We start from the raw sequence: 24,865 nt of genomic DNA on the forward strand, positions 1-24,865 counted from the left end.
TTTAGAGATCCACTTTTACACCCAGGATAAAGCTTTGGGGCAAACGCAGCCCATACCCGGTATCATATCCGTTGTATTCAATCAGTTCCGGGTCTCGCCCTTTATAAGGGCTAATGGTCAGTAAGTTGGTACCGGTAACATACAGATAGGTCCGTTGCACTTTTTGTGTATGCTGCTTTTTACGCAGCTCATATCCCAGGCTTACCGTTCTTAGTTTGAGGTATGCAGCATTTTCCATGAAAATGCTTTGATTTACCTGGTACGGATGCACATCACTCCACTGGTTATAAATTTCATACATACCGGGGTCTACCTGTTTTTCCCAATAAGTAATTTCCTTCATACTTTCCAGGGTATTGGCATTGTCCCGGTCGATGAATCCATAATAATTAGCAGCTACCTGGTTCATTGCATATTTCTTTAATGCAAAGACCAGTTGAAAGCTGAGGTCAAATTTTTTATACACCAACTGGTTGGTGAAGCCGCCACTGATGCGTGGCAGGTAATTACCGGTTAATACCCGGTCTTTATCATCAATATTATAATCACCGTTTACATCCTGCCACCTGGGATCGCCTGCCTTTTGGGTAATGCCCCGGTACGTCATCGCCTGACCGGTTTGAGGATTTACGGGTACTTCTGCATCTGCATTATAGATACCGTTGTTTTGCAGGATCCAGAACTGATCGACGGGCTTTCCTACTTCCAGCAGGCGGTCGTTTGAAACAAGCGTGTTTCCTTCGGGCAGGGCCTTTAGCTTATTCCTGTTCATTCCCAGGTTCAGGCTACCGTTCCAGGCCAGGGTTTGCGCGTTTCCGATACCCGCGTCGAGCGTAGCTTCTACACCGGTGTTATTGACCACCATCCCCGGCTTCCATTCATACCTGTAGCCCGACTCTGCGGTTACGGCCGCCGGGAATACAATATTTTTATTATCCTTGCTATACCACTCTACCCGCAGGCTTAGGGCGTTTTTCAACACCGCAACGGAAGCTCCTGCATTCAATTGTGTGCTGTATGCCCAGGGGATATCATAACCAACCCATCCATAATTATACGGCCTCGAATACACTCCATAGGAGTTATAGGAACCCAATGCCGGATAATCGGCCCAGCCGGCCTGCGGCTGATACTGCGGGCCTGCACCGATATTCTGATCTAACCGCAGGTTCCCGATCCGTCCCCAGGAAGCAAACAGATCCAGTTGGGAAAAGATCCCGGACTGCAACAAAGGCTGTAAATGATAGGTGGCATCAAAGGCGGAGGAAACAAACCAGCGGCTGTCCGGCTGCATGGCCGAAGCGCCATCACCGCGCACCAGGGCACCGAGGTCCAGGTTCTGTACCGGGTTAAAGTCTGCCTGCCCGTAAAACGACATTACGCGCTGCTGCATTTTATCGGTAAAGCCAAACACATTAAACCCATTCGATTTAAGATATTTGGACGGGTTCTTTTTATCCCCGCTTACCACATTTACTTTAATATAGTCATTGGGGCCGTTATACCCGATACCATAGTTATACCGCTGGATGTCACCTGTGTAACGGATGCCGCCCTTCAGGTTTAATGTACGCCCGCCGGAAAAAGCCTTGCGGTATCCCAATGTATTGTCGAGGATCAGCCGTTGGTTAAATCCAAAATAATTGGAGGCGTAATTGGTACCGTCGAACAGGTTGCTGTTCCAAAACAGGTCCCTGCGGCCTTCATTGTAATCGAACGCAATGCGGGCATCGTAATTAAGGTCTTTTGCCAGTTTCAGGTTTATATTCCAGTATCCCTGGATAGCGGTGGTACCATTTTTATCAATCGTGTTATCATATAATTGCAGGAATGCATTATAATTTGTGAGGTTGGGTGCCAGGGGCTCCCGTGTATTGGGCAAATAGCGCATTTCGGCAAAACGGTCAATAAAACTCCGGTTACGCCCCCGGTCCAGCACACTTGCGTTAACCATACTGGAAAGCGTCAGCCATTTTGTGGGCATCATATTGATAAAGAAGGATCCGGTAAACCGGTCGAACCGTGTGGCATCCTGGCCGGCTACAGAGCGGGTATAGTCGCCAAAAAAGCGAAAGTTCGCCCGCTCGGATCCGCCCGTTAAACTGGCGTTTACCGAATATTGCGGGGTATTTTTATAATACTGATCGGACCAGTTGGAGGGGCCGTAGTAACTGGCATTGGAGGAGTCGCTTAAATAAGCCGGCATAGAAACCAGGTTTGCTGCCGAGCCATATTTGGCATAGAACGGCATCCTGAAATTCTTTTCATACTCCGCGTTAATGGTAGTGATACCAGGCTCCTGAACATAGCCCATATAACTATTGATGCTCACCCTGTTCTCTCCGGCCGAAGCCGTTTTGGTAGTGATGAAGATTGCACCGTTGGAAGCCCAGGGGCCCAGCAGCGCAGCATCTTTATAGTCTTTCACCAGGCGGATCTGCTCAATATTATCCAAACTAAGGGCAGACAGTAAGCTGGTGGCTGGTCCTGCAGGATTTACGGTATAAGATTGTATATTGTATACGAACGGGTTATCCTGTATTAAAGGGATCCCGTTTACATACACAGCCGGTTGTACTTCATATACATCTTTTAAGGAAAGAACCGGTTTGGAAAGCCCTCTTAGATACATAAACTGTCTCCAGCTACCGGGCTCTCCCGTATTTTCCTGTACATAAAGCCCGGCAGCGCTCCCCTTTACATACTGGGGCACGGTGATCAGGGGCATTTTCTGCTGCAGCCCGATGGCTATCGAATCGCCTCTTGAAGCCAGCTCGTAGGCCACCGGTTTTAAAAAATCTTCGTCGTATAACCGGATATCCTGTGCTACAGTGTCCCCAGCGGGAATAGTATCGCCGGGTAACTGATCCGGCAAGGTATCCTGCAACAGGTTACCGGGCAATTTGCTGGCCCAACTGCAGGTTGCTGCCCGGGCACTATTGGCACAAATGCTTCCAAAAGCAAATGCAATGAATAGCAATTTTCTCATTCTTAAAATAGATCGTTTTTGCTTTTAATAACAACCAGTATCGTGGTAATTAAAACATCAGAACAGGCAATGGCAAACCGGGTTGGTTTTGCAATCAAATGGCTCTCTCAGCATTTTTTTTGTTCAATTCTCTACGTGTGCAGCTATTTTCTGCTCTGTTGGGCTAAAGGTGTAACCGTTTTATCATGGATATGGGTGATAATTCCGCCAAAAAGGGGGGAAAAATCGGTTTAGTTTCAGAACTTTTTTTTAACGTTTGATTATCAAATATTTAAGCCGGCGTGTATTAAAAATCAAACGGGATCCTCATACATTTCGCACTCAAAATACCCTTACATTTGTGCTCTGCGCCGGTTCAGGAAGCGATCATACCCTCCAAAATGGTTGCGGATCCGCAAAATGCCTGTTTTCCCGGAATAAAAAACGGAGGAATCCACTGTTTTTGAGGTACAGAATACATGTATTGCCATTATAAATATTATGGTTGGGTCATTGCCCTGTTTTGCTGTTGCACCATTGCGGCCGGGCAACGCGCTTCGTTTACCAGCCTCAACTCCGAACAGGGGCTTTCACAAAATACGGTGCTGAGCATTGCCCAGGATCAGACGGGCTTTATCTGGCTGGGCACCCGGCATGGTCTGAACCGGTACGACGGCTATCGCGTGATGACCTATACCCATAACCCCGCCGACAGTACGTCTATTTCTAATAATTATATTAATGCTATTTCCTATCACCCCGCTTCGGGCCTCTGGATCGGCACCGAAAAGGGGCTGAACAAATTCAATCCGCAGAAAAACCGGTTCGAAAGGATCCGATTAGGTGCCGACTCCGCCGCTTTTTACCCGGTTGTGGACTGGATCCTTAATGACCAGGATAAGATCTGGGTAGGCAGCTTTAAAGGGTTGTATCTCCTTACCGATGTGCGGAACAACCGGTTTACCAGCGCAGTGCAGCTGGGTATTTTAAGTAAAAGCGAAAACAGGCGGGCACGCCGGGTATTTAAAGATTCCCGCGGCTATCTCTGGCTCTGCGGTGATGGCGCACCAGGTGCCCTCCGCATCAATCTGCGATCCGGTAAATACGAAAAAACACTATTTCAGGCCCGGGAAGGTGATCCGGGCAGCATCAGCGATAACTTTGTAACCACCTTTTATGAGGATGCAACGGGCGCCGTATGGGTGGGTACGCTAAACGGACTCAATCGCTTTGATCCCGTATCGGAACGGTTCATCCGTTTTTATTCCAATGCAGCTAATCCTTCTTCTATTGCGCACAACAGCATCCGGGCACTGGAGGGCGATCCGGCGGGCAATGTGTGGGTTGGTACCCAGGACGGTATCAGCATCATGAATCCCTACACTTACGGCTGTACCACCTACCGCTATGATGCCGGCGATCCGCAAAGCCTGAGCCAGAACTCCATACAGAGCCTGTTCCGCGATGCCAGGGGCTCTATGTGGGCCGGTACTTTTTATGGCGGTGTAAATATTGCCTATAATCCCGCCCTGAATGCATCGGCCTGGCAGCAACTGTATTCCTACCCGTCTATCAGCAGCAATATTGTAAGCTCTATAGCCGTTGACAACAACCAGCAGATCTGGGTAGGCACCGAAGGCGGCGGTTTGAATGCCATTAATAATACCACCGGACAGATCCGGGTGTATAAACATGAAGCCGCAGAGGGCCTGGGTTCTAACCTGATCAAAACGGTGTATATCGATCGCGACCAAAACCTCTGGGTGGGTACGCACGGCGGCAAACTCAACCGCTTCGATCCTCAAAGCGGCCGGTTTACCCGTTGCCTGGACGAGATCAGCGCGTTGAATTACCGCCAGGCGGAAATTCCTTCAATACTGGAAGACCGGCAGGGCCTTTTTTGGGTAGGCACCAGCAACGGGTTATTCCTGTTCGACCGGCACGGCACCCAGCTGCAGCTATCGTCCCGGCAGCCGGCATTGCGGTCGCTGGCAGGGCAGTACATTACTTCCCTGCAGGAAGATGCCCAGCAGCAAATATGGATCGGCACACTGAAAGGTGTTTGGCGGTACAGCCACGAAACGGGATCCGTTACCGAAGTCCGTTTTACCCATACAGCCGAACCGCAAAAGATCAATTGCATCACGATGGACAGCCGCGGGCAGATATGGCTGGGTTTGTATTATGGCGGACTGGCGGCCTATGACCCGCAGCAGCACCGCATCTACATCCATCCCATTACCCCGCACCTGCCCAATAACAATGTTGTGGGCATCCTTGCAGACCGCCAGCACAACCTCTGGCTGAGCACCGGGAACGGCCTGGTAAAATATACGCCTTCAAAAAACGCGATCCGTACCTATACGGTAAGCGACGGGCTTCCCGGCAATGAATTTAACAAGGGCGCCTGCCTGAGCACGCCTTCGGGCCACCTGTTCTTTGGCGGTATGAAAGGGTTTATCGGCTTTCAGCCGGAACAGATCCCTGAAAATACGGACCCCGGGGGCCTCGTGTTTACCGGGCTGAAGGTGCTCAACGAAACGGTGTTTGCGGAAGACGCCTCCGGCATTCTCGAAGAGGATATCAACCACACCCGCCAATTGGTACTCCCCTACCGGGATAATACCTTTACCATTGAATTTGCCCTGCTGAATTTTATAAAGCCGGGAAAGAACGTGTATGCCTACAAGCTGCAGGAAGTACATAAAGACTGGATCTCCGCTGCGGCCCCTGTTGCCACCTTTACCAATCTGTCGCCCGGCACCTATACGCTGGCCATTAAAGGAGCCAATAATGATGGAGTGTGGAGCCCGCCCCGCTTTTTAAAAATACGGGTGCTGCCGCCGTTCTGGGCCTCCTGGTGGGCCTACCTGCTATACGCTGCAATTGCGTGCACGTTTTTCTTCTTTATTGCCCGGTTCTTTTACCTGCGTGCGTTGCTGGCCAGGGATCACACCCTGCACGAAATGAAACTGAATTTCTTTACCAATATCTCGCACGAGATCCGCACCCATCTCACCCTGATGCAGGCCCCCATCGAACAGATGGAACAGGAAAACCGGCAATACCCGGGGCTGATACGCCAGCTGCTGCACCTGAAAACAAATGCCCACCGCCTGCTGCAACTGGTAAACGAACTGATGGATTTCCGCAAGGCGGAAACCGCTGAAATGCAATTACACCTTGGGCAACATGACCTGGTCCGTTTTTTGGCCAGCATCCACGAATCCTTTGAAGAATTATCGCTAAAAAAACAGATCCAGCTACAACTGATACATGACCAGCCGGAAATGCTTTTGTACTTCGATGCCGCACAAATGGAAAAGGTGCTGTTCAACCTGCTCAACAATGCCTTTAAATTTACGCCCGAAGGCGGTCGCATAGAGATCTATGCCCAGGATGGCCCCGAAAATGTGATGATCCATATCACTGATAACGGTAAGGGTATTGCACCGGAGTACCTTCATAAGATTTTTGCCAACTATTTCCAGGTTGAAAACCGGCCCGATCAGAATACCGGCTACGGTATTGGCCTGGCCCTTTCAAAATCCATTGTTACACTTCATGATGGAACCCTTACGGCGGCCAGCACGCTTGCCGATAAAACAACCCCGGGATACACCCGCTTTACCATTTCCCTGTTGAAAGGACGTGCACATTTTGCGGATACTAAAATGGAAACAATACCGCCTCCCTATCATGCGCCCTCCGCCTCCGGTATGCCGGCAACCCCGCTGCTGCCAGCCGAACCTGTTGCAGATGGTGACCGCCCGAACCTGGTGGTAGTGGAAGACAATGAATTATTGCGCACGCTGATCAAGGAATCGCTCCAAAGCAACTACAATATACAACTCTGTGAAAACGGCGCCCGGGGCTGGGAAATGGCTACCACCCAGATCCCTGACCTGGTGATCAGTGATGTAATGATGCCGGAACTGGACGGACTGGCCCTTTGCGACCGGCTGAAGAAAGATGACCGCACCAGTCATATCCCTGTGATCCTTTTAACGGCCAAGAGCGCGCAAACCGACCAGATTGCGGGACTGAGTAAAGGCGCCGATGTTTACCTTACCAAACCCTTCAGCGTACAGGTACTGCAGCTTACGGTTAGCAATCTGCTGACGGCCCGCGAAAAAATGCGCCGGAAATTCAGTAATGAGTTTACCATTGCCCCCGCCAATATGGTCATTCAATCGGCCGATAAGGAATTTATTGACAGGCTCGTACATATTATCGAAGAGCATCTCGACAACCCGGATTTTGGAGTAGAGGTACTCTCCGTTAAAATTGCCATGAGCCAATCGGTGCTTTATAAAAAACTGCGGGCCCTTACGGATATGTCGGTCAACGATTTCATAAAATCCATTCGCCTGAAAAAAGCCGCGCAGCTGCTGCTGTTAAAAAGCTATTCAGTAAATGAAATCAGTCTGATGGTAGGTTTCCTGGACCGCAAATATTTTAGCAAGGAATTTAAAAAACAGTTCGGCGTCACGCCGCGGGAATATGCCAAAGATGGCCAAACAGCGCCCTAACAGCGCACCCACATTTCCGGTGCTGCCGTAAACAGCGTCATACTTTGTCGTACAGTTGAAATATATTTGCAGGTGTTCCGTTTATTTAAAAACCGGCAACCCGTCCTGTTATGAAAGAGCGATCTTCCAATCCATGGTTAAAGTACCTGGGACTTACCGCCCAGCTGCTGGTAATGCTTGGTGTAGCTGTTTATGCGGCCATCTGGCTGGATAAAAAACTCGGCGTTTCTCCATTGTTTTTAATCCTGTTACCTTTGCTCGTTTTAGGAACAACCTTTTATCAACTTTACAAAGAAACCACCCGGAAAAAAAATGACTCAGTTTAGTGCAAAAGCCGCTATCAAAACCCCGATCAGGATTATGATCATCCTGTTTGTGATCATCAGCGGCCTTTTTATATTTGGGAAAACCACCCTGCAGCAACAGAATATTGATACTACAGTGGTGCTGGCCGGCAACCTTTTGTTATTCCTGATCAGTTTGCTGAACCTGGTGCGTTCTGCAAACGCTGTCGACAATCCCAACCCGCAGGTATTTGTACGCACTTTTTACAGCGGGTTTGTGATCCGGTTGTTTGCCTGCGCCATTGCTGCCTTTATTTATATTTATACGCAGCAGGGCCGCATCAACAAGGCGGCGCTGTTCATCTGCCTGGGTATTTATATTGTTTACTCGCTAATTGAAACCACCACCCTGAAAAAAATATTCAACAGCAAAAAAAACAATGCCTAAGAAACAGGTTCCAATGGGACAGCTGGCCGCATACCTGCCCGACGATACCTACGAGGCGGTGCTGGCCTACCTGGATCACTACAAGGTACACCTGACCATTGCCAAAAGCCGTTCTTCGGTACTGGGCGATTACCGGCACCGGCTGGCCGCGGAACACCATCGCATCAGCGTAAATGGCAATCTGAATAAATATGCCTTTCTGATCACCCTGCTGCATGAACTGGCCCACCTGGTAACCTTTGAGCAGTTTGGAAATAAGGTAGCTGCTCATGGCCGCGAATGGAAGCAACACTATGGACAATTGCTGGCGCAGTTTCTTCAGAAAAAGGTATTCCCCGTCGATATTGCGGCCGAACTGCAACGCTCCCTGCATAACCCGGGTGCGTCTACCTGCGCAGAGGAAGGCTTGCAGCGGATCCTATACCGATACGACGATCGCAAAAAACATTATTACCTGGTAGAAGAGTTGCCACCGGGCGCCCTGTTTGTACTCCCGGATGGGCGCGTTTTTAAAAAAGGAAAGAAACGGACCAAACGGTTTGAATGTCTTGAAATGAAAACCGGCAAACTGTATTTATTCAGCCCGGTATATGAGGTATATGCGCCGCAGGATTAAGTATGGGATTGAGATACGAGATTTGAGATTTGAGAATCCAGATTTGAGAATCCAGAATCCAGAATTGAGCATTCAGATTTATTCGTCAGGATTTAAGCAGTAAGCTATGAGCTTCTGATGCCGGATTCCCGTTCCTGGTTCCTCAACTCCTGACTCTGAAATCTCGTATCTGGATTCTCGAATCTCGACTCTCGAATCTGGATCCTGTCACTCCACGATCAGCTTTTGTAATTTCTTCCGGTCGCCTACGATCCATACAATATCGCCCCATTCCAGCACGGTAGATGACTCCGGATTCAGGAGCCGGTCTTTTTCTTTTTCAATACCTACTACCAGTCCGTTGGTCCGCTCCCTGAGCCCCGATCCATGTATGGTTTGTCCTCTTAGTTTGGTATGCTCATCTACAAGTACTTTCTGCAACACGATATCATCGATGCTGACATCCTCATCGCTGATCACCTCCCGGGCATCAAAAACGGGTTTAAAAACGGCCAGCTGATCATCCGTAGCCAGGATGCCCACCCGGTCAAAAGGAAGCAGGCGATTCTGCCTTCCCGGCGTATGAATGATCTTTTCTCCTCTTTTTATATAAACGATATTAATGCCAAATTTTTCCCGCCACTGCAGGTCCATCAGCACCCGGCCAATTGCCGTTGCCTGCGGGTTCACTTCCATTTCTACGATATGTGCATCCCAGGCTTCCAGGTTCGTTCGCATTTCGTTGTTCTTTTCCTTCAGGTTGTTCTCCACTGCATTGGCTTCAGCAGCCACCAGCTCGCGTTCATTCAGGTTGCGCATAAACCGCTTCTCCATCCGCTGGTAAAACTTTTGTATCCGGCTGGAAAACAGCACCAGTACCAGTATGGTAATGGGAATGCCCACCAGTAATGCGATCCGTGCCGGCACCAGGGTATTTACAAAGATGGCCATAAACAGGATGCCCATGGCTACCCGTAGCAGTTCTACGATAAAGAGGGGACCGCGGTTGTATTTTTTATCCACCCACAATTCTTTATAGGCCTGGTTCTTGGGCTTACCGGCCATAAAGGCCCAGAAGAAAGGCGCCGCAGCTGCCAGCGAAATCACCAGGGTAATGGCATTGCGCAGGTAACTGTTCTGTACCCGGCTGTCTATAAATGGGTGCAGGAAGTTTTTGCTTACCAGCAATAGGGCCACCAGGATGATGGTATTGGTTACCAGGATCCGCAGATAGGTTTTGAGGACGATCTTCCAGTCGCTCTCCGCCTGGATCTGCTGGGTACTGGAAGAATACCGGTTCAGCCGGTTCACCCATTTCTCCGGCAGCACTTTTACCAATGCATTATAGATCGGTTCCGAAAATTTGATCAGATACGGGGTGGTGAACGTGGTAATGGCGGAAGCCCCCACTGCGATGGGAAAAAGAAATTCGGAGATCACGCCCAGCGAAAGTCCAAGCGTGGCTACGATAAATGCAAATTCACCGATCTGTGCCATGCTCATTCCTACCTGTACCGACTGTTTTAACGGTTGCCCGGAGATCAGGGCACCGATGGTGGTGCTGATCATTTTTCCAAACAGGGTGAGCAGGGTGATCCAGAAGATCGGACCGGCATAAGTGGCCATGGCCTTGGGATCGATCATCATACCTACAGACACAAAGAATACAGCACCAAACAGGTCCTTCACAGGTTTGATCAGGTGCTCTACTTTTTCTGCCAGCGTGGTTTCTGCAATAATGGATCCCATTACAAAAGCACCCAGCTCAGCAGAAAAGCCCACCTGTGTGGCCAGTACCACCATGCCCAGACAAAGTCCCAGGGCCAGTATCAGCAGGGTTTCTTCATCCAGCAGTTTGCGGGCCACCCGTAAAAAGGTGGGCAATAAAAAAATGCCCACAATAAACCACATCCCCAGGAAAAATAACAGCTTTAACACCGTAAAAAGGATCTGGCCGCCTTCAAAGTTCTTGGTAACCGCTACGGTCGACAGCAATACCATCAACAGTATCACCACAATATCTTCTACCACCAGTACCCCGAAAACGATGCGGGCAAATTGTTTGGTCTTTACGCCCAGCTCATCAAAAGCCCGCAGGATAATGGTGGTGGAAGAACTGGCCAGCATCCCGCCCAGGAACAGGCTGTCCATCGTGCTCCAGCCCATCAGCTTCCCTGCAAAATAGCCGCCCACGGTGATAAAGATGATCTCGGTAAATGCCGTAATGGATGCCGTGCCTCCCACCCGCACCAGTTTTTTAAAACTGAATTCCAATCCGAGGCTGAAGAGCAGGAAGATCACCCCGATCTCCGCCAGCGTTTTCACATTCTCCTGATCTACTACGTTGGGTGTAAAAATAAAATGCGGACTCACCAAAAAACCGGCAATGATATAACCCAGCACCAGCGGTTGCTTTATTTTTCGAAACAATAAAGTCACAATGGCTCCGGCCATCAGTATCAATGCCAGGTCTTCGATCAATTTTGGTAAATGCCCCATATATGTATATTACGCGCTTGTGGTTTGCGGAAAATATAAGCATTTTTGGGCAGAAATGGAAAGGTTTAACGAAAAAATAAAGAAGGTATTCGTGATGATCTGACACAACGCATCGTACCCTATCCGATGCATATCACGGGCGGTGCCGCAGATTATAGCTGCAATTATTATATTACCAATGTCCGTTGCACCAGCTTTATATCTCCCTAAAGTGCCCGTAGATCATTCTTCTGCACCGGCCCTTCCTGTGCTGTATGCTTAAAAGCAAAACACTGCTTCTTGAGATCCGATGTCCTTTAAAACAAAAGAGCAACCCGTAGCGGTTGCTCTTTGCCGATCATCGTTTTTTTAGTTTTATTTTTTCAGTTCTTTGATCTTTAAGGAGCGGTAAGACACTTCATCACCATGGTCCTGCAACAGCAAATGTCCCTTGGGTGCCATACCGAAATTGGGCCAGTTCTTATACTTGCTCATGGCCACCAGTTTTAAAAACTCCGGAGAGCCCCGTTCATACTCCACCATTTTCCAGCCGTTGAGCCAGTGTTCTACTTTATTGTTGGGATATACGATCACCATACCCTTATTCCATTCACCGATCGGCTTACGGGCCCGCTTTTCACGGTTGGATGTAATGAGATCGTACAGTGAGGAAAGGGTGCGGTTTCCATCCCGTCCTAATTTTGCATCGGGGTGCACCGCATCATCCAGGATCTGGTACTCCAGCCCGATCGCAGAACCGCTGTTCTTCTCGTGCTCCGTTACAAAATATTTTACGCCGCTGTTGGCCCCTTTTGTGAGTTTAAAATCAAATTCAAGAATAAAGGCGCTGTATTCCTTCTGAGTCACAATATCCCCACCGTTGGCTGATTCTTTTCCCTGGGATGATTGCACCGTTAATACACCATTGTTTACCATCCAGCCCTTCGACGGGAATGCCGGTTTGTATGCACCTCTCCAACCGTTTGTAGTGTTTCCATCAAACAATAACTGGAAGCCGTTTTTCTTTTCCGCCGCAGACAGGTTATTCGGGATTATGTTCACTACAAAAGTTCCATCGAGCGGAGCGGGTTTCAGGCCGGTGGTACGGATGCGGATATTCCGCCAGCGGATCTGCCGTCCTTCATCCTTTTTGTTACCGATACCATGTACCTGCAGGGCTATAAAGCCTTTCGGCGTCAGATCATCTACCAGGTACGCGCAAGGAACCCCGTTCAGCCAGGTACGTATATTATTACCGATGCATTCCAGTTTGATCTTATTCCACTGGCCCTGACGAAATGCTTTTTTTGCACCAGGATTCAAATCCAGCGGATACAGCCAGTCGCGCCGGGCCTCATCATAAATACCGCCGGACCAGGCCCTGGGTGACGGATCAATTTCAAACTGGTAGCCATGTACCCGACCGTTGTTATAATCCGGTTTGCTTTCACTGCGGAATTGCACACCCGAGTTCATCGTACTGTCTACCTTGAATTCCAGCTCCAGCATAAAATCACCATAATCCTGCTCGGTTACCATAAAAGAATTGGGCTGCCCATACACTGTAGTACCTACAATTTCTCCGTTCTCCACGGTATATGTTGCTTTACCATTCAATTGCTTCCAGCCGGTAAAGTCCTTACCGTTGAAAAGATTTTTCCACCCCGAACCCTGGGCAGCAGCAGCAAGCACCAACAGGGCACTTCCGGCAAGCATCATTATTTTTTTCATTGCCTTTGTTTTAAAAGAATACCGGCTAAATTAACAGCTTTCCGCTAAACAGCAGAAATTAACTATTCAAACGTTTTCGTAAATAGCGTTTTGATAAATGGCCTATATTCGTCAATATTACATTCATACAACAATTGCCAGATGAGTACAAACAGAAGAGTTTTTATCCGGAATTCCGGATTGGCTGCAGTTGCAGCGGGCCTCGGCGCCATGGTTCCGCTGGAACTTTTAGCCGCGGTTAAAAAAGCCGTATCGCCCAACGACAAGATCGGTATTGGTGTAATCGGTGTAAAAGGCATGGGATGGTCCGACCTTTCTTCAATGCTGAAAGTACCGGAAACACAATGTGTGGCGCTTTGTGATATTGACGATACCATTATCCGGCAACGGCTTGCGGATCTTGAAAAAATCAGTCCGCTAAAACCTACGGTATATAAAGATTACCGGAAGCTTTTACAAAACAAAGATGTAGATGTAGTAATTGTAGGTACGCCGGACCACTGGCATTGTTTACAAATGATTGATGCCTGTGCCGCCGGTAAAGATGTGTATTGTGAAAAGCCGCTGGCCAATTCTATTTTTGAAGTACAGCTGATGGTGAAAGCCGCGGCAAAATATAACCGCATGGTTCAGGTGGGTCAATGGCAGCGGAGCCAGCAGCATTTTAAAGACGCCATCGCCTATGTGCAATCCGGAAAACTGGGGCGCATTGCTTCTACAAAAACCTGGATGTACCGGGGAGGATCCACGCCGTTACCGGTGGTGCCCAACAGCCCCGTACCCGCAGGTGTTGATTATAACATGTGGCTGGGGCCTGCAAAGAAGCGGCCGTTTAACAAGAACCGTTTCCACTATGAATTCCGCTGGTTCTGGGATTATGCAGGCGGCCTGATGACCGACTGGGGTGTGCACCTGATCGATATGGTACTGATGGGTATGCAGGCCGAAGCACCAAAATCAGTAATGGCAACGGGCGGCAAATTTGTATTTCCGGATGATGCCCGGGAAACCCCCGACCTGCAAACGACCCTGTATGATTTTGGTTCCTTCCAGATGAGCTGGGAACACAACCTGGCAACCGGGGTGGGCCTGTACAATATGCAGCACGGTATTGCCTTCATCGGAGAGAATGGCACTTTGCTCCTGAACCGGGGCGGATGGGAAGTGCGGCCGGAGAAAGACAAGATTGCTGCTGTGGCCTGGACAAAATCGGTAGACAATGGATTGAACCTGCATACGGCAAACTTTATTGACGTGGTAAAATCACGGGAAAAAGCAAACCTGCATTGTCCCGTGGAAGCAGCCGCCACAGTGGCCATAGCCAGTCATATGGGGAATATTGCGGTACGTACCGGACAAAAGATCTATTGGGATAAAACCAGGAACCAGTTCAACACCCCGGCGGCCACGCAACTGGTAAAACCGGTTTATCAAAATGGATGGAAGCTGCCCGCCCTATAGGTTGTATCTTTGTAAAAAGATCTACTTGTGAAATACGTTTTCTGGTTAGGCATGATACTGTTTGTTACAGGTTGTGCAAAACATACGGCTCCGGTCATCGATGCCACCGGCACCACATTAAGCCTCGCGCTTCATGAAAAAAAATCATATGGCAACCTGGCGATTACCGTATCCCGGATACAGGAAAGCCGGTGCCCCATGAATGCCCGTTGCATCCGGGCAGGGGAAGCCATTGCCGACCTTGCGATCAGTGATGATCACAGCAGCACCACGGTTTCGTTGTGTACCGGTGCCGATTGCGGTATGCAAAAAAAAGAAGCCCAGGCTACCGGGATATTGGGCGCCCATCAGTACCAGCTCAGCCTGGTGGATATTGTACCCAATCCTACCAAGACCCTGGAAAAGGGCACGCAGAAAGTAACCTTCTCCATCCGGAAAATAAAATAGTATGCAGGTGCCGGCACCGGTCATATTATTTGATGGCGTATGTAATTTATGCAACCGGGCGGTACTGTTTATCATAAAACATGACCCAAGGGACCGGTTCCGCTTTGCGGCGCTGCAGTCTGCTGCGGGCATACAGCTTACCCAACAGTATGGCATTCCTCAAAGCTATGGTTCTGTCGTGCTGATCGAAAACGGCAGGGCCTATCTCAGGTCTGCCGCAGCATTGAGGATCGCGCGAAGGTTAAACGGGGCCTGGCCGTTGTTATATATATGCATGTTGGTTCCGGCATTTATCCGGGACCGGTTGTACAACTGGGTGGCCCGTAACCGGTATCGCTGGTTTGGCAGCGCCGGTCAATGCATGCGGCCCACGGCCCGGCTACAGGCAAAGTTTCTTGAGTAAAATGAAACGATCGTTCTTTGGGGTACTTCACGCACTTTGTGTTTTAATTTTACTGCGAAGTTTACGCAGCATCCGCAAAGGCCGCAGTAGGAATTGTAATGACAAATATCCTGGCGAACCTCGCGAAAAGCCTGCCGTTCTTTGCGTTTACATTTTTACCACCCGGCACGCTAAGATATCCATCAGCATGTTCCTCAGTGCGTACTTCGCGGCAAAATTAAAACCGGAAGAAGCCGCTCGCTACCGCTATTTCATCGAGGTGAGCCACCAAACATTTCCAAACGGATCCCTTACACCACCGCTGTACCCGTAATCGCGCTGTGCCAGTTCATCAATCACTGTGCACCCGTTGTTTACGGCCTTGCGGATGGTTTCGGCAGCATCCTCCACATAAATAAACAGGTTCGCCGGAGCCGGATCATAGCCTTCCGTTACATCTGCAAACAGGATATTGCAGCCGTTGATCTGTACTTCCGCATGCATGATCTCTTTGCTGTCTGCATCGCGGTAGCTTTTAAATAGCTCCCGGGCATCAAATACCCGCTGTGTAAAACCGATAAAGTCTTCTGCGTGAAGCAGGATCAGGTAAGGCATTAACGGCTGATGCCCTTTTGCTATTTTCATATGATTTGTTTTTACAACAACAACCGTCGTGGTTATTTTGTTGGCCCTTCGAAGAACGATTTTAATGCTACTCGCAGCGGCTCCGGCATGGCGGCCCGTTTCATGGTCCGGGCTTCCATAAAATAAAGCACCACATGGCCCTTTGCCAGCAGCTCATTTTTTTCATTGTAGGCCTCCTGGTGAAAAGTGATCCGGTGTCCTTCCGGAAGTTCATGCAGGTTCGCCGTAACCGTAATAAGGTCGTCATATGTGGCCGGCCGAATATATTTACAGTGCACTTCTATTACGGGCATAATGATACCCGCTGCTTCCATCTGGGCATAGGTAATCCCCAGGTTGCGGATCGATTCGGTACGTGCTACTTCAAAATAATCAATATAATTGCTGTGATAGACCACGCCCATCTTATCCGTGTCTGCATAACGTACGCGAAGCTGTGTTGCGGAAGTAAACATATATACTTATTTGCCGATTGCTTTATCCACGCTGTATTTACCGGGCCCTACCAGCAACAGCACAAGGAATACGGCAAGAAAAATGCCCGCAAGTTCGCCCTGACCGAAGAAATCACCATTATGTGCTACAAATAAAGCAATGCACATGGCGATGATCAGCGGAATGGTTGCCAAACGGGTCAGCAATCCCAGCACAATCAGCAATGCGCAAAAGAATTCAGCAAAGATGGTCATGCTCAGCGATGCTTTTACACCCACGTGAAACGGGTCTGAAAAACCTTTCGCTGCTATTTCCGAAAAACCGGTTAGTTTTTTATATCCATGGTTTATGGCCATTGCACTACCGGCAACCACGCGAAGCACCAGCAATGCCAGGGCTACACCTGAGTCTTTATATTTTGTATTGAGCAATTTCATGCAGATGTTATTAGAAAACAAACATAGGGATTATTTTCTTTTTCTCCTTGCCGATATCGGTCACGGAGCACCACCTTTTTTTAACACATATTACCGGGCAGTGCTCACGGGCCATTAAGCAGAACAAAGCCCGGAACTGGTGATAGCGCATCACCCGAGGTATTTGCACACAGATTTCGAAGCCGTGCATCCATTGTTTATCATTAGGCTTAAACCATTCTATGCCAGGCGGTATCCGCCAGGTCGAAAATAAAAAAGCGCATATGGCCCCAACTATTTCCTGATGCGCAATATGCGGGGTGATTTTCTTTTTCGCACATACGCGGGGAATTGTATATTCGTTCCCGTAAAACAATCCATCATGTTCCCTTTACTGTCCGCCTATTTATACCAGGAAAAAAAATTAACCGTTCCCGGGATCGGTCTTTTTCAGCTGATTCCCGTACATGCTGCTACCGGTTTTGAAACGGTGGAAGCCCCGGGATGGGAGATCCGGTTCACAGAAAACAGGGAGGCTTCAAGCAACGAAAACCCGGATGCATTGTATGCATTCCTGGCCGGGAAAGAACAGATGAGTACGGTAGAAGCATTGGAACAATTTGAGGAATTTGCCCGGAATGTACTGGTTCGGTTAAACGACCAGGAAACGGTTGTCTGGGAAGATGTGGGCACCCTGGAAAAGCCCGATTTCCGCATTGCCTTTATACCGCAAGCAGTTACGCTCTCCCCCTTTACGGGCATCGCTGCCCAGAAAGTGATCCGGGAACATGCCAATGTGCCGCTGCGGGTGGGCGAAAAAGAAACCAGTTCGGAAGCTATTAAAGAAGCGCAGCAAAAAGAACAAGCCGAGCAATCCAGGTCCCGGAAAATCACCTGGATGGTACTGGCAGCAGCCGTCGTGATCGCTGCTGCCTTCTTACTAAAGAACGGATGCAGTCTTCAATCTGCAGGAAACCAGCAAAAAGCATCCATCCAAAAAACGGAGGCTACTTATCAGCAAAACTAGGGGCTTACCGCTTCCCTGCTTTTACGCCTCGCAAAAGCAGGTAGACCCCTACAGGAATGATATTAAAGACCAGTATTACAATAATGCCCAGCACTTTCAGATGCGGGGGCAATACCTTGTCTGCAAGAAGTGCCCGGATACCGAAGGCAACTACAAGCACATACACAATAATCAATATAAGGATACCGCCCTGGTTCATTTTGCAGCCCCTAAAGGTAATGCAACCGGTTTTAAAAGCAATAGCCCACACCAACCCGCGCTCCGTAAACACCGGTTAGCCTGCGAGCATACCCGTTGTCTGTCCAGGTTTTATTATGTTTTCCCGGGTGGATCACCCCCCCGATATAAAACTGACCGTTTAAGCTGCAATGCGAGCTGATGCTTCCCAGCAGTTTTCCGGAAAATGAAAGAGAAGAAGCGCGCAATGTGCTTTCCCCCAGGGATTGCTGCATCCGGCTATACTCCGGCCCAAAACCAAACTGGAGCCGCCGGTCTCCTGGCGAATACAATCTTGGTGCTACCGTAATTCCCCAGCATCTTTCATTGAAACCGATATAAGGAGCCGCCTCAATACCGATCATACGGTTTAGAAACCACCGTTCATAGGAAACATACAACCCGGAAACCAGCGACGGCTCTCTTTTTCCCGTGGTGTATACTTTTGAAAAAGGGTCGCCAAAAAACTGGTGAACCCCATAACCGGCCGAAACAATGGAGTGCGTTTGAGCCAGGTACAGGTTATTTCCTTTCATTGCTTCTGCGGTTAATCTCCGGTATCGTTCCCTCACTCTTAGATAGCGTATTGTTTTGCCATTTTCATAAACAACAGAATCCAAAAGAACGCGGTTCATTTTTTGGGGATGGCCGGTGGTATTCCATGGCCGGTACCGGATATGAACCGCAGAATGGCCCAGGATCTTAACCGGGATGGGCGCCGCTGTTCCTTTTTGATAGATCCGGTCCTGCGCAAGAACGCTGCCATGTATCACCATCACCCATACTAAAGTGAGTAAGATTTTCATAATTGCAATTGTTTCAAGATAAGGACCCGGGTTATTTATCTGCCATCGCGGGCAGGATTATGAAGCAGGCAACTTTTAAAAACGGATCCCCACGCCCAGCCCCGCATTGTAGTATACATTGTCCATATCTTTCCGCCAGCTTTCCGGATGTTTATGGGATGCCAGTCCGCCGATAATACCCCCAACACCTGCATTCGCTGCCAGGCATAAAACCTTGTTTACATTTACTGTTATTTTACCGGTAAACGCCAGCGAAGAGAACCTTGCCTTTTCCTTTACAAATACGCTGGACGCATAATAAAAGGGAATGTTGCTATTATCATTGGTAACCAGGTACTGGGCGACTGCTTTCTTTACAGACAATATATACTGCGGCCCCATACCTACCCGCACCCGGCCCTTGTTTTTAGGATAAAAACGCATGGCAAAGCCAAACCCATATGCGCCGTCATTCAGCCCCACAAATGGCGCCACATCCAGCCCCAAGCGGTTGTTCAGCACCGTACGCTCATATGAAAGCTGAAAAATTGCAGAAGGACGGTTGCGCATATTGGCCGGGGCATTGAGTTCCAGCTCCGGGCTGGCCAGGTCAAAGATCCCACCGGAAGCCACCACCGTATTCGGGCCCAGCTGATCATACTCCTTCAACCGCATCGCTTTTTCACGGCTGATCGGCCGGTGCTGCCGTCCCGTGGAAAAATAATCAGCGGTGCCATTGGAATAAACGATCGAATCTACATATTTCCGTGGATAGGTATATACCGGTCCATCCGGGTTGGAGGGTTTGCGGTACTTTATAAACTCAATATCTACTTCTGTTACCTGGGCCTCTATCATCCCTTTTGCCCGTTTGGTATAGATCCGGTCCTGTGCCTCAGCAGGCAAGAGCGCTATAGCAAACAACAGGACCAATAGTATCTTTCTCATACATTTTTTTTTAGGTTTTAATGACCGGTAATTACATGACCGGGCGCTTAGTTATGAATGGCTCCGATTTTTTGAGGATCCTCGGGGTTGGCGATATTATAAAGAATAAATCCGCCTTTAACATAGGCAATCAGTGTATGATCATAAGGAATCACATCGATAAAATCCGTACCGTCTGACAATACTTTCTTGCTGACCGGTTTGGTTTTATCAGTTACATCGATCACATTCAAACCGTTTGTACCCATACATACGTAAAGGATATTGTTTGTAAGCCCCAGCCCCTGTGGTGCAGGCATCATAAGGGTAGCTACCTGTTTCGGGCTGAGTACATTGATGCCCTGTATATCGTAAATGTTCAGCTGGTTCAGGGTTCCGCCGCAGCCGTTGTTATTGCTGCGCAGGGTTACATAAGCAAAATTTTCGTCTGCTACCACCGGGTCACAGGACCGCAGATGTTGTGCCTGCCCCTGCAGCTGCGGCTTTTTGGGATTGCTGTTATCAAATACAAACATGCCGGTTTGCGAACCAATAAACAGTTTATCCCGGTAGGGGAAAATCGTTTCAATATTCCAGCCTACATTCTGTGTATTCAGCAAGAGCGTTTGCGCCGGATCGGAAATATCATAGGTGTGCAGCTTAGAATGATCCACCAGGTACAGGTAATTGCCGGAGATGGTCATGCGTGCCGTAGACCCGCCTTTACCGGATTCGGAGACGGTCATGGTATCTCCTTTTTTACATCCGGGTACCAGCAATATACAGCTGGTCATTATCATAAGAAATTGTTTCAGTTTCATCTGGAAGTTTTTAATGGGTTAATAAGAGCAGGCAGGATTGATCAGTGTTTTCTTTTGCCAGCCGATCACGATCCCCTTTGACCGGTCGGGGCATTCAAAGGGGCCCCGCTCCGGCGGCAGCGCCGGGGAAGACAGCTGACCAAAAGCCGCCGGCAGCCGCTTAACAACCTGCAGCTTGTTATTCTCAATTTTCAGGATCACCAGGTCGTTCTGGCTATTGGTATAAATCAACCCGTTTTTTACAGCCACTTCCTGTGCACCGCCCGCTTTAATAAAACCCTTCTGTACCGGTGCCGCCGGATCAGCAATATCCGTGATATGAATCCCCTTTCCGGTTTCCACCTGATAAAGCAGATCACCCCACACGTATACTTTTCCTCCGTTTTCAACGGTCCGGGCAGGCTCCAGTGATACCCCCGTCATCTCCGAAAGATCTCCGTAAACCGGTGCATAACCGGTTACTTCATTTTTTCTGTTTGAGCAGGACAATAAAAGCAGTGTGCCCATAAGCATTAATGTTACATTTTTCATGGCTTGGTTTTAATCCGTTTTAATGATCGTTTCAGTTGTTCATATAACCTGGCTACAAACCAGGTTAACCGTTCGTTTAATACCGGTCATCCGTGGGGTATCCGGCTGCAGCTGTTTGTTTAACTCAGCAACGCTGTTGTTTATGAAAACGTGCTCCATTGTAAAAGCGCAACAACAGGCGGTTGTTTTTTTGTATTCATCGGGGTATTGCAACGGAATGCCCGGGCTAAAGTCATAAGCCACCCGTACCAAAAGACAGCCACCGCTGTTTCCGTTAGCGGGGTAATGCATCAATTCAAAAAATGTATACAGGAAAACGTATGTTAAGCAACCGGTACCGCACGGGAGCATTCATTGAAAAAGCGGGCTGCTGCCCGGTATGGCAAAAAAAAGAGGTTGCCCTGTCTTGCAGAACAACCTCCCGTATACGGTACAAAAAGCCTAGATAATATCCATAGCTTTTACAAAAAAAGTAGTCACAAAAGGCAGAACCAGCGTCAGCCAGGGGTTGTGGCTAAAAATCAAGAACAGAAAAAATGCCGTGGAAAGGAAAAACAAGATCCACATTAATCCTTTATTTTTTGATGCTGCTGCCATTTTTTGAAATTTTGCACAAAAATAAGGGAACCTGGCTATATTAAAAAACGATGCGTACATACATTTTTAATTTTTGCGGCTGCAGACCCGGCCGGCGACGTGTTTTTTAAATTTCCTTCGTATAGCTGACCGATTTTCCAGGTATCCGGCAGGTCAGTCGCCTGGTGTAAGGGACCCTTACAGCAACTCGTTCCGGTGCCTTTTAATACAGGCCGGCACAATAATAAAAAAGCACAGGTGTTCACAACAGTCCCGGGAAAACCCGGCGCACCGGCATTCAAAAAAAACAAGCGCTTTTTTTGAATGTGTATCAAATACACATTATCTTTATAAAAAAAGATCAGCGATTATTCAAGAAAACCCCGTTACTTGCCGGTTTCACAGAAAAAAACGTATAATGAAAGTTCAGTTCAATATCAGGTTCCATACAAAGTATGGGGAAAGTTTATGGCTATGCGGTGCAGAAAATACCTGGGGAAACGAACAGGGCGCGAACGGCATCCTGATGAAGTACCTTAATTATGATTACTGGACGCTGGAGCTGGAGCTGGATCCGGAGATCTTTCAACAACCCCTCGCCTATTATTATACGTTTCAAACCGCGGATGGGGAACGGGTACCCGAATACAAGACCACGCGCCGGCTGCAGCTTCCCCTCCAGTTGGAAAATCCGCTGGTTATTTACGATACCTGGATTGCCACCGATGCAATCGAAAATGTATTTTATACCGCTCCATTTGAAGAAGTATTGCTGCCTGCGGCGCCCGCAGCACCGCTTGTGCCGGTAGCGGATGCCAACTACATTTTTATGGTAAAAGCCCCCTTGCTGGAGGCCCACCAGGCGGTTTGCCTGCTGGGCAATACCGATGCCCTTTCCAACTGGAATACGGCAGCCCCGGTGCTGCTGCAACGGACGGGAGCTTACTGGATGGTACAGCTTTCAATAAAACCGGAGCCGCTTTCACTGGAATATAAATACGGTGTTTATGATACCAGCCAGCAACGTCTTATAGCTTACGAGGAAAAGGAAAACCGGGTGCAGGATTGGCCCGCAACGGAAAATGGAACCACTGTTTTACAGGATGGTTTTATCAGATGCGCCAACCATACCTGGCGCGGAGCGGGAATGGCGATTCCTGTATTCAGTCTCAGAACCGAAAACGGGCTGGGAATCGGAGAATTTAACGACCTTAAACAACTGGCCGACTGGGCGCAACAAACCGGTTTGAAGCTGATCCAGATCCTGCCGGTGAACGATACCACCGCCACATTTACCTGGCGCGATTCCTATCCTTATGCAGCCATTTCAGCCTTTGCCCTCAACCCGATCTACCTGAACCTGGAAACGGTAGCGGGAGATAAGGCACAGGACCTGGTGAGCAGCCTCGGTCCGGACAAGGAGCGGCTGAATGCGCTTTCCCAGATCGATTATGAAGCTGTATTGCAGATAAAGATCCAGACCCTTAAAAAATTATTTGACCGGCTGGGCAAGGAACAGCTGCAATCAAAAAGCTATAAGCGCTTCTTTGAAACCAACCGCTACTGGCTGCAGCCCTATGCCGTATTCTGCTACCTGCGGGACCAGTACAAAACGGTAGATTATTCCAAATGGACAGCGAACCGCGCGTATGATCCGGGGGCGGTTGCCGCGCTTTTCCGGAATAATCCCGTGGTTAGTTTTTATTGCTTTTTACAATACCACCTGCACCTGCAGTTAGAAGACGCGGTTGCCCATGCACATAAAAAAGGCATTGTGATCAAAGGTGATATTCCGATTGGTGTATACCGGTATGGCAGCGATACCTGGGTGGCACCGGAACTTTACCATATGGAGCTTCAGGCGGGTGCCCCTCCGGATGATTTTGCTGTGTACGGGCAAAACTGGGGCTTCCCCACTTACAACTGGCCCCGCATGCAGGAAGACCATTTTAGCTGGTGGCGGAACCGGTTTGAGCAAATGAGTCATTATTTTGACGCATTCCGCATTGACCATATCCTTGGCTTTTTCAGAATATGGAGCATTCCCCTGGATGGCGTACAGGGGATCATGGGCTATTTTGACCCCAGCATGGAGCTGAAAGCCGACGAATTTCATGAACGGGGGATCCAGTTCAGCGAAGACCGCTTTTGTACGCCGTTCGTAAACACTATTGTGCTGAACCAGGTATTCGGCAAGCAGGCGGCGCTGGTTAAAAAACAATTCCTGGCAACGGAGAACGGATTTGATTATTTTTTTCTTCCGGATTTTGATACACAACGCAAACTTGAAAATTGGTTCACCTGCAACGGCGATGCGGAGGGACTAAAACCGGGGCTGTTCCAGCTCCTGGCCAATGTACTGCTGCTGAAACAGGAGGCCGGTGGTTTTACCAGTTATCATCCCCGCTTTAGCCTGGATCAAACCCTTTCGTTCCAATCCTTGCCTCATGATCAGCAGGTGAAACTAAAAGCCCTCTATAATGATTACTTTTTCAAAAGGCAGGATGCTTTCTGGAAAAAAGAATCGATGAAAAAACTCCCTGAATTAAAAGCATCGACCAATATGCTGATTTGTGGGGAGGACCTGGGGCTGGTGCCATCCTGTGTTCCGGAGGTAATGCAGGAGCTGGGCATCCTCAGCCTGGAGATTCAGCGGATGCCCAAACAGCCGGGGATCCGTTTCTTCAATCCCGCCCATGCGCCCTATCTTTCCGTAGTGTCTCCGTCAACCCATGATATGAGCACGATCCGTGGCTGGTGGGAAGAAAACCGGGAGCTGACACAAACCTTCTACAATGAAATGCTGCAGCTACAGGGTGAAGCGCCCCGCTATTGTGAAGACTGGATCAACCGGGAAATCATCCGGCAACATCTTGCAGCGCCCGCCATGTGGTGCATTTGCCAGCTGCAGGATTTCCTGGGTATGGATGCACATATCCGGAGAAAAGATCCCGCAGAGGAGCGCATCAACATCCCCGCAGATCCGCATCATTACTGGCGGTACCGTATGCACCTGACGCTTACGGAACTCATCGAAAACAAAGCATTTACCCACCTGCTGAAAACAATGATCGTAAATAGCGGACGGTAGACCGGTGTTTGGTTTCAGGTTTGAGGTTTAAAGTTCGAGGTTCGATTCCGTTCTAAATCCTGATGTGTT

General features: G+C 48.8%; 21 protein-coding genes. 9 read left to right on the forward strand and 12 right to left on the reverse strand.

From position 1 onward, the window contains the following. Position 1: 1 nt before the first annotated feature. Positions 2-2,989, reverse strand: a complete 2,988-nt coding sequence (locus LQ567_RS11525; RefSeq protein ID WP_231004657.1) for a TonB-dependent receptor — start codon at positions 2,987-2,989, stop codon at positions 2-4. A 458-nt stretch (positions 2,990-3,447) separates the two neighbouring features. Between LQ567_RS11525 and LQ567_RS11530 the strand changes: the two genes are divergently transcribed. From LQ567_RS11530 to LQ567_RS11545, 4 genes are all read left to right on the forward strand, one after another. Continuing rightward, the gene (locus LQ567_RS11530) at positions 3,448-7,500 is read left to right on the forward strand and encodes a hybrid sensor histidine kinase/response regulator transcription factor (protein WP_231004658.1); all 4,053 of its coding nucleotides are present in this window, start codon (positions 3,448-3,450) and stop codon (positions 7,498-7,500) included. Positions 7,501-7,610: 110 nt separating this feature from the next. After that, positions 7,611-7,826, forward strand: a complete 216-nt coding sequence (locus LQ567_RS11535; RefSeq protein ID WP_231004659.1) for an AtpZ/AtpI family protein — start codon at positions 7,611-7,613, stop codon at positions 7,824-7,826. After that, positions 7,813-8,232 carry a hypothetical protein gene (locus LQ567_RS11540; RefSeq protein ID WP_231004660.1) on the forward strand — a complete coding sequence of 140 codons (420 nt, stop codon included), beginning with the start codon at positions 7,813-7,815 and terminating at the stop codon, positions 8,230-8,232. Before LQ567_RS11535 ends, LQ567_RS11540 begins: the two co-directional genes overlap by 14 nt. Further along, positions 8,225-8,848 carry a SprT-like domain-containing protein gene (locus LQ567_RS11545; RefSeq protein ID WP_231004661.1) on the forward strand — a complete coding sequence of 208 codons (624 nt, stop codon included), beginning with the start codon at positions 8,225-8,227 and terminating at the stop codon, positions 8,846-8,848. Before LQ567_RS11540 ends, LQ567_RS11545 begins: the two co-directional genes overlap by 8 nt. A 207-nt stretch (positions 8,849-9,055) precedes the next feature. On the opposite strand, the gene LQ567_RS11550 is transcribed toward LQ567_RS11545, so the two are convergent. After that, positions 9,056-11,326, reverse strand: coding sequence for a cation:proton antiporter domain-containing protein (locus tag LQ567_RS11550; protein ID WP_231004662.1), 2,271 nt, complete (start codon positions 11,324-11,326; stop codon positions 9,056-9,058). A gap of 354 nt (positions 11,327-11,680) precedes the next feature. Further along, positions 11,681-13,036, reverse strand: a complete 1,356-nt coding sequence (locus LQ567_RS11555; RefSeq protein WP_231004663.1) for a 3-keto-disaccharide hydrolase — start codon at positions 13,034-13,036, stop codon at positions 11,681-11,683. Between the two features lie 141 nt (positions 13,037-13,177). Between LQ567_RS11555 and LQ567_RS11560 the strand changes: the two genes are divergently transcribed. From LQ567_RS11560 to LQ567_RS11570, 3 genes are read left to right on the forward strand one after another with little or no spacing between them, the layout of a single operon-like run. Then, positions 13,178-14,497 carry a Gfo/Idh/MocA family protein gene (locus tag LQ567_RS11560; RefSeq protein WP_231004664.1) on the forward strand — a complete coding sequence of 440 codons (1,320 nt, stop codon included), beginning with the start codon at positions 13,178-13,180 and terminating at the stop codon, positions 14,495-14,497. Positions 14,498-14,524: 27 nt separating this feature from the next. After that, positions 14,525-14,944 (forward strand): hypothetical protein, encoded by a 420-nt coding sequence (locus LQ567_RS11565; protein WP_231004665.1) that lies wholly within the window; start codon positions 14,525-14,527, stop codon positions 14,942-14,944. A 1-nt stretch (position 14,945) separates the two neighbouring features. After that, positions 14,946-15,347, forward strand: a complete 402-nt coding sequence (locus LQ567_RS11570; protein WP_231004666.1) for a thiol-disulfide oxidoreductase DCC family protein — start codon at positions 14,946-14,948, stop codon at positions 15,345-15,347. Positions 15,348-15,593: 246 nt separating this feature from the next. Here LQ567_RS11570 and LQ567_RS11575 read toward each other — a convergent pair whose 3' ends face one another. From LQ567_RS11575 to LQ567_RS11585, 3 genes are read right to left on the reverse strand one after another with little or no spacing between them, the layout of a single operon-like run. Next, positions 15,594-15,971, reverse strand: coding sequence for a VOC family protein (locus LQ567_RS11575; protein ID WP_231004667.1), 378 nt, complete (start codon positions 15,969-15,971; stop codon positions 15,594-15,596). A 32-nt stretch (positions 15,972-16,003) separates the two neighbouring features. Beyond that, entirely contained in the window at positions 16,004-16,426 is a 423-nt protein-coding gene (locus LQ567_RS11580; protein ID WP_231004668.1) for an acyl-CoA thioesterase, read from the reverse strand. Positions 16,427-16,432: 6 nt separating this feature from the next. Next, on the reverse strand, positions 16,433-16,843 hold the full coding sequence (locus tag LQ567_RS11585; RefSeq protein ID WP_231004669.1) for a DoxX family protein: 411 nt from the start codon (positions 16,841-16,843) through the stop codon (positions 16,433-16,435). A 361-nt stretch (positions 16,844-17,204) separates the two neighbouring features. Here LQ567_RS11585 and LQ567_RS11590 point away from each other — a divergent pair, with 361 nt between their 5' ends. After that, positions 17,205-17,849 (forward strand): hypothetical protein, encoded by a 645-nt coding sequence (locus LQ567_RS11590; protein WP_231004670.1) that lies wholly within the window; start codon positions 17,205-17,207, stop codon positions 17,847-17,849. 4 nt (positions 17,850-17,853) lie between these two features. Here the strand turns inward: LQ567_RS11590 and LQ567_RS11595 are convergent, their stop codons facing one another. From LQ567_RS11595 to LQ567_RS11620, 6 genes are all read right to left on the reverse strand, one after another. Then, a complete protein-coding gene (locus LQ567_RS11595; protein ID WP_231004671.1) occupies positions 17,854-18,048 on the reverse strand; it encodes a hypothetical protein in 195 nt (64 codons plus the stop codon). A 31-nt stretch (positions 18,049-18,079) separates the two neighbouring features. After that, entirely contained in the window at positions 18,080-18,871 is a 792-nt protein-coding gene (locus LQ567_RS11600; RefSeq protein WP_231004672.1) for a hypothetical protein, read from the reverse strand. A gap of 75 nt (positions 18,872-18,946) precedes the next feature. Further along, the gene (locus LQ567_RS11605; protein WP_231004673.1) at positions 18,947-19,798 is read right to left on the reverse strand and encodes a hypothetical protein; all 852 of its coding nucleotides are present in this window, start codon (positions 19,796-19,798) and stop codon (positions 18,947-18,949) included. Between the two features lie 47 nt (positions 19,799-19,845). After that, entirely contained in the window at positions 19,846-20,598 is a 753-nt protein-coding gene (locus tag LQ567_RS11610) for an LVIVD repeat-containing protein (protein WP_231004674.1), read from the reverse strand. An 18-nt stretch (positions 20,599-20,616) separates the two neighbouring features. Beyond that, positions 20,617-21,129, reverse strand: coding sequence for an LVIVD repeat-containing protein (locus LQ567_RS11615; RefSeq protein WP_231004675.1), 513 nt, complete (start codon positions 21,127-21,129; stop codon positions 20,617-20,619). A 441-nt stretch (positions 21,130-21,570) separates the two neighbouring features. After that, the gene (locus LQ567_RS11620; RefSeq protein WP_231004676.1) at positions 21,571-21,726 is read right to left on the reverse strand and encodes a hypothetical protein; all 156 of its coding nucleotides are present in this window, start codon (positions 21,724-21,726) and stop codon (positions 21,571-21,573) included. 397 nt (positions 21,727-22,123) lie between these two features. Here LQ567_RS11620 and LQ567_RS11625 point away from each other — a divergent pair, with 397 nt between their 5' ends. Beyond that, positions 22,124-24,796, forward strand: a complete 2,673-nt coding sequence (locus LQ567_RS11625; protein ID WP_231004677.1) for a 4-alpha-glucanotransferase — start codon at positions 22,124-22,126, stop codon at positions 24,794-24,796. Positions 24,797-24,865 lie beyond the last annotated feature (69 nt).

Origin of the sequence: Niabella pedocola (assembly GCF_021044425.1) — a bacterium.
GTDB lineage: Bacteria > Bacteroidota > Bacteroidia > Chitinophagales > Chitinophagaceae > Niabella > Niabella pedocola.

Coding starts and splice junctions, on each gene's coding strand:
- LQ567_RS11525 (WP_231004657.1), bottom strand. CDS start 2,989: ATGAGAAAATTGCTATTCATTGCATTTGCTTTTGGAAGCATTTGTGCC.
- LQ567_RS11530 (WP_231004658.1), top strand. CDS start 3,448: ATGTATTGCCATTATAAATATTATGGTTGGGTCATTGCCCTGTTTTGC.
- LQ567_RS11535 (WP_231004659.1), top strand. CDS start 7,611: ATGAAAGAGCGATCTTCCAATCCATGGTTAAAGTACCTGGGACTTACC.
- LQ567_RS11540 (WP_231004660.1), top strand. CDS start 7,813: ATGACTCAGTTTAGTGCAAAAGCCGCTATCAAAACCCCGATCAGGATT.
- LQ567_RS11545 (WP_231004661.1), top strand. CDS start 8,225: ATGCCTAAGAAACAGGTTCCAATGGGACAGCTGGCCGCATACCTGCCC.
- LQ567_RS11550 (WP_231004662.1), bottom strand. CDS start 11,326: ATGGGGCATTTACCAAAATTGATCGAAGACCTGGCATTGATACTGATG.
- LQ567_RS11555 (WP_231004663.1), bottom strand. CDS start 13,036: ATGAAAAAAATAATGATGCTTGCCGGAAGTGCCCTGTTGGTGCTTGCT.
- LQ567_RS11560 (WP_231004664.1), top strand. CDS start 13,178: ATGAGTACAAACAGAAGAGTTTTTATCCGGAATTCCGGATTGGCTGCA.
- LQ567_RS11570 (WP_231004666.1), top strand. CDS start 14,946: ATGCAGGTGCCGGCACCGGTCATATTATTTGATGGCGTATGTAATTTA.
- LQ567_RS11575 (WP_231004667.1), bottom strand. CDS start 15,971: ATGAAAATAGCAAAAGGGCATCAGCCGTTAATGCCTTACCTGATCCTG.
- LQ567_RS11580 (WP_231004668.1), bottom strand. CDS start 16,426: ATGTTTACTTCCGCAACACAGCTTCGCGTACGTTATGCAGACACGGAT.
- LQ567_RS11585 (WP_231004669.1), bottom strand. CDS start 16,843: ATGAAATTGCTCAATACAAAATATAAAGACTCAGGTGTAGCCCTGGCA.
- LQ567_RS11590 (WP_231004670.1), top strand. CDS start 17,205: ATGTTCCCTTTACTGTCCGCCTATTTATACCAGGAAAAAAAATTAACC.
- LQ567_RS11595 (WP_231004671.1), bottom strand. CDS start 18,048: ATGAACCAGGGCGGTATCCTTATATTGATTATTGTGTATGTGCTTGTA.
- LQ567_RS11600 (WP_231004672.1), bottom strand. CDS start 18,871: ATGAAAATCTTACTCACTTTAGTATGGGTGATGGTGATACATGGCAGC.
- LQ567_RS11605 (WP_231004673.1), bottom strand. CDS start 19,798: ATGAGAAAGATACTATTGGTCCTGTTGTTTGCTATAGCGCTCTTGCCT.
- LQ567_RS11610 (WP_231004674.1), bottom strand. CDS start 20,598: ATGAAACTGAAACAATTTCTTATGATAATGACCAGCTGTATATTGCTG.
- LQ567_RS11615 (WP_231004675.1), bottom strand. CDS start 21,129: ATGAAAAATGTAACATTAATGCTTATGGGCACACTGCTTTTATTGTCC.
- LQ567_RS11620 (WP_231004676.1), bottom strand. CDS start 21,726: ATGGCAGCAGCATCAAAAAATAAAGGATTAATGTGGATCTTGTTTTTC.
- LQ567_RS11625 (WP_231004677.1), top strand. CDS start 22,124: ATGAAAGTTCAGTTCAATATCAGGTTCCATACAAAGTATGGGGAAAGT.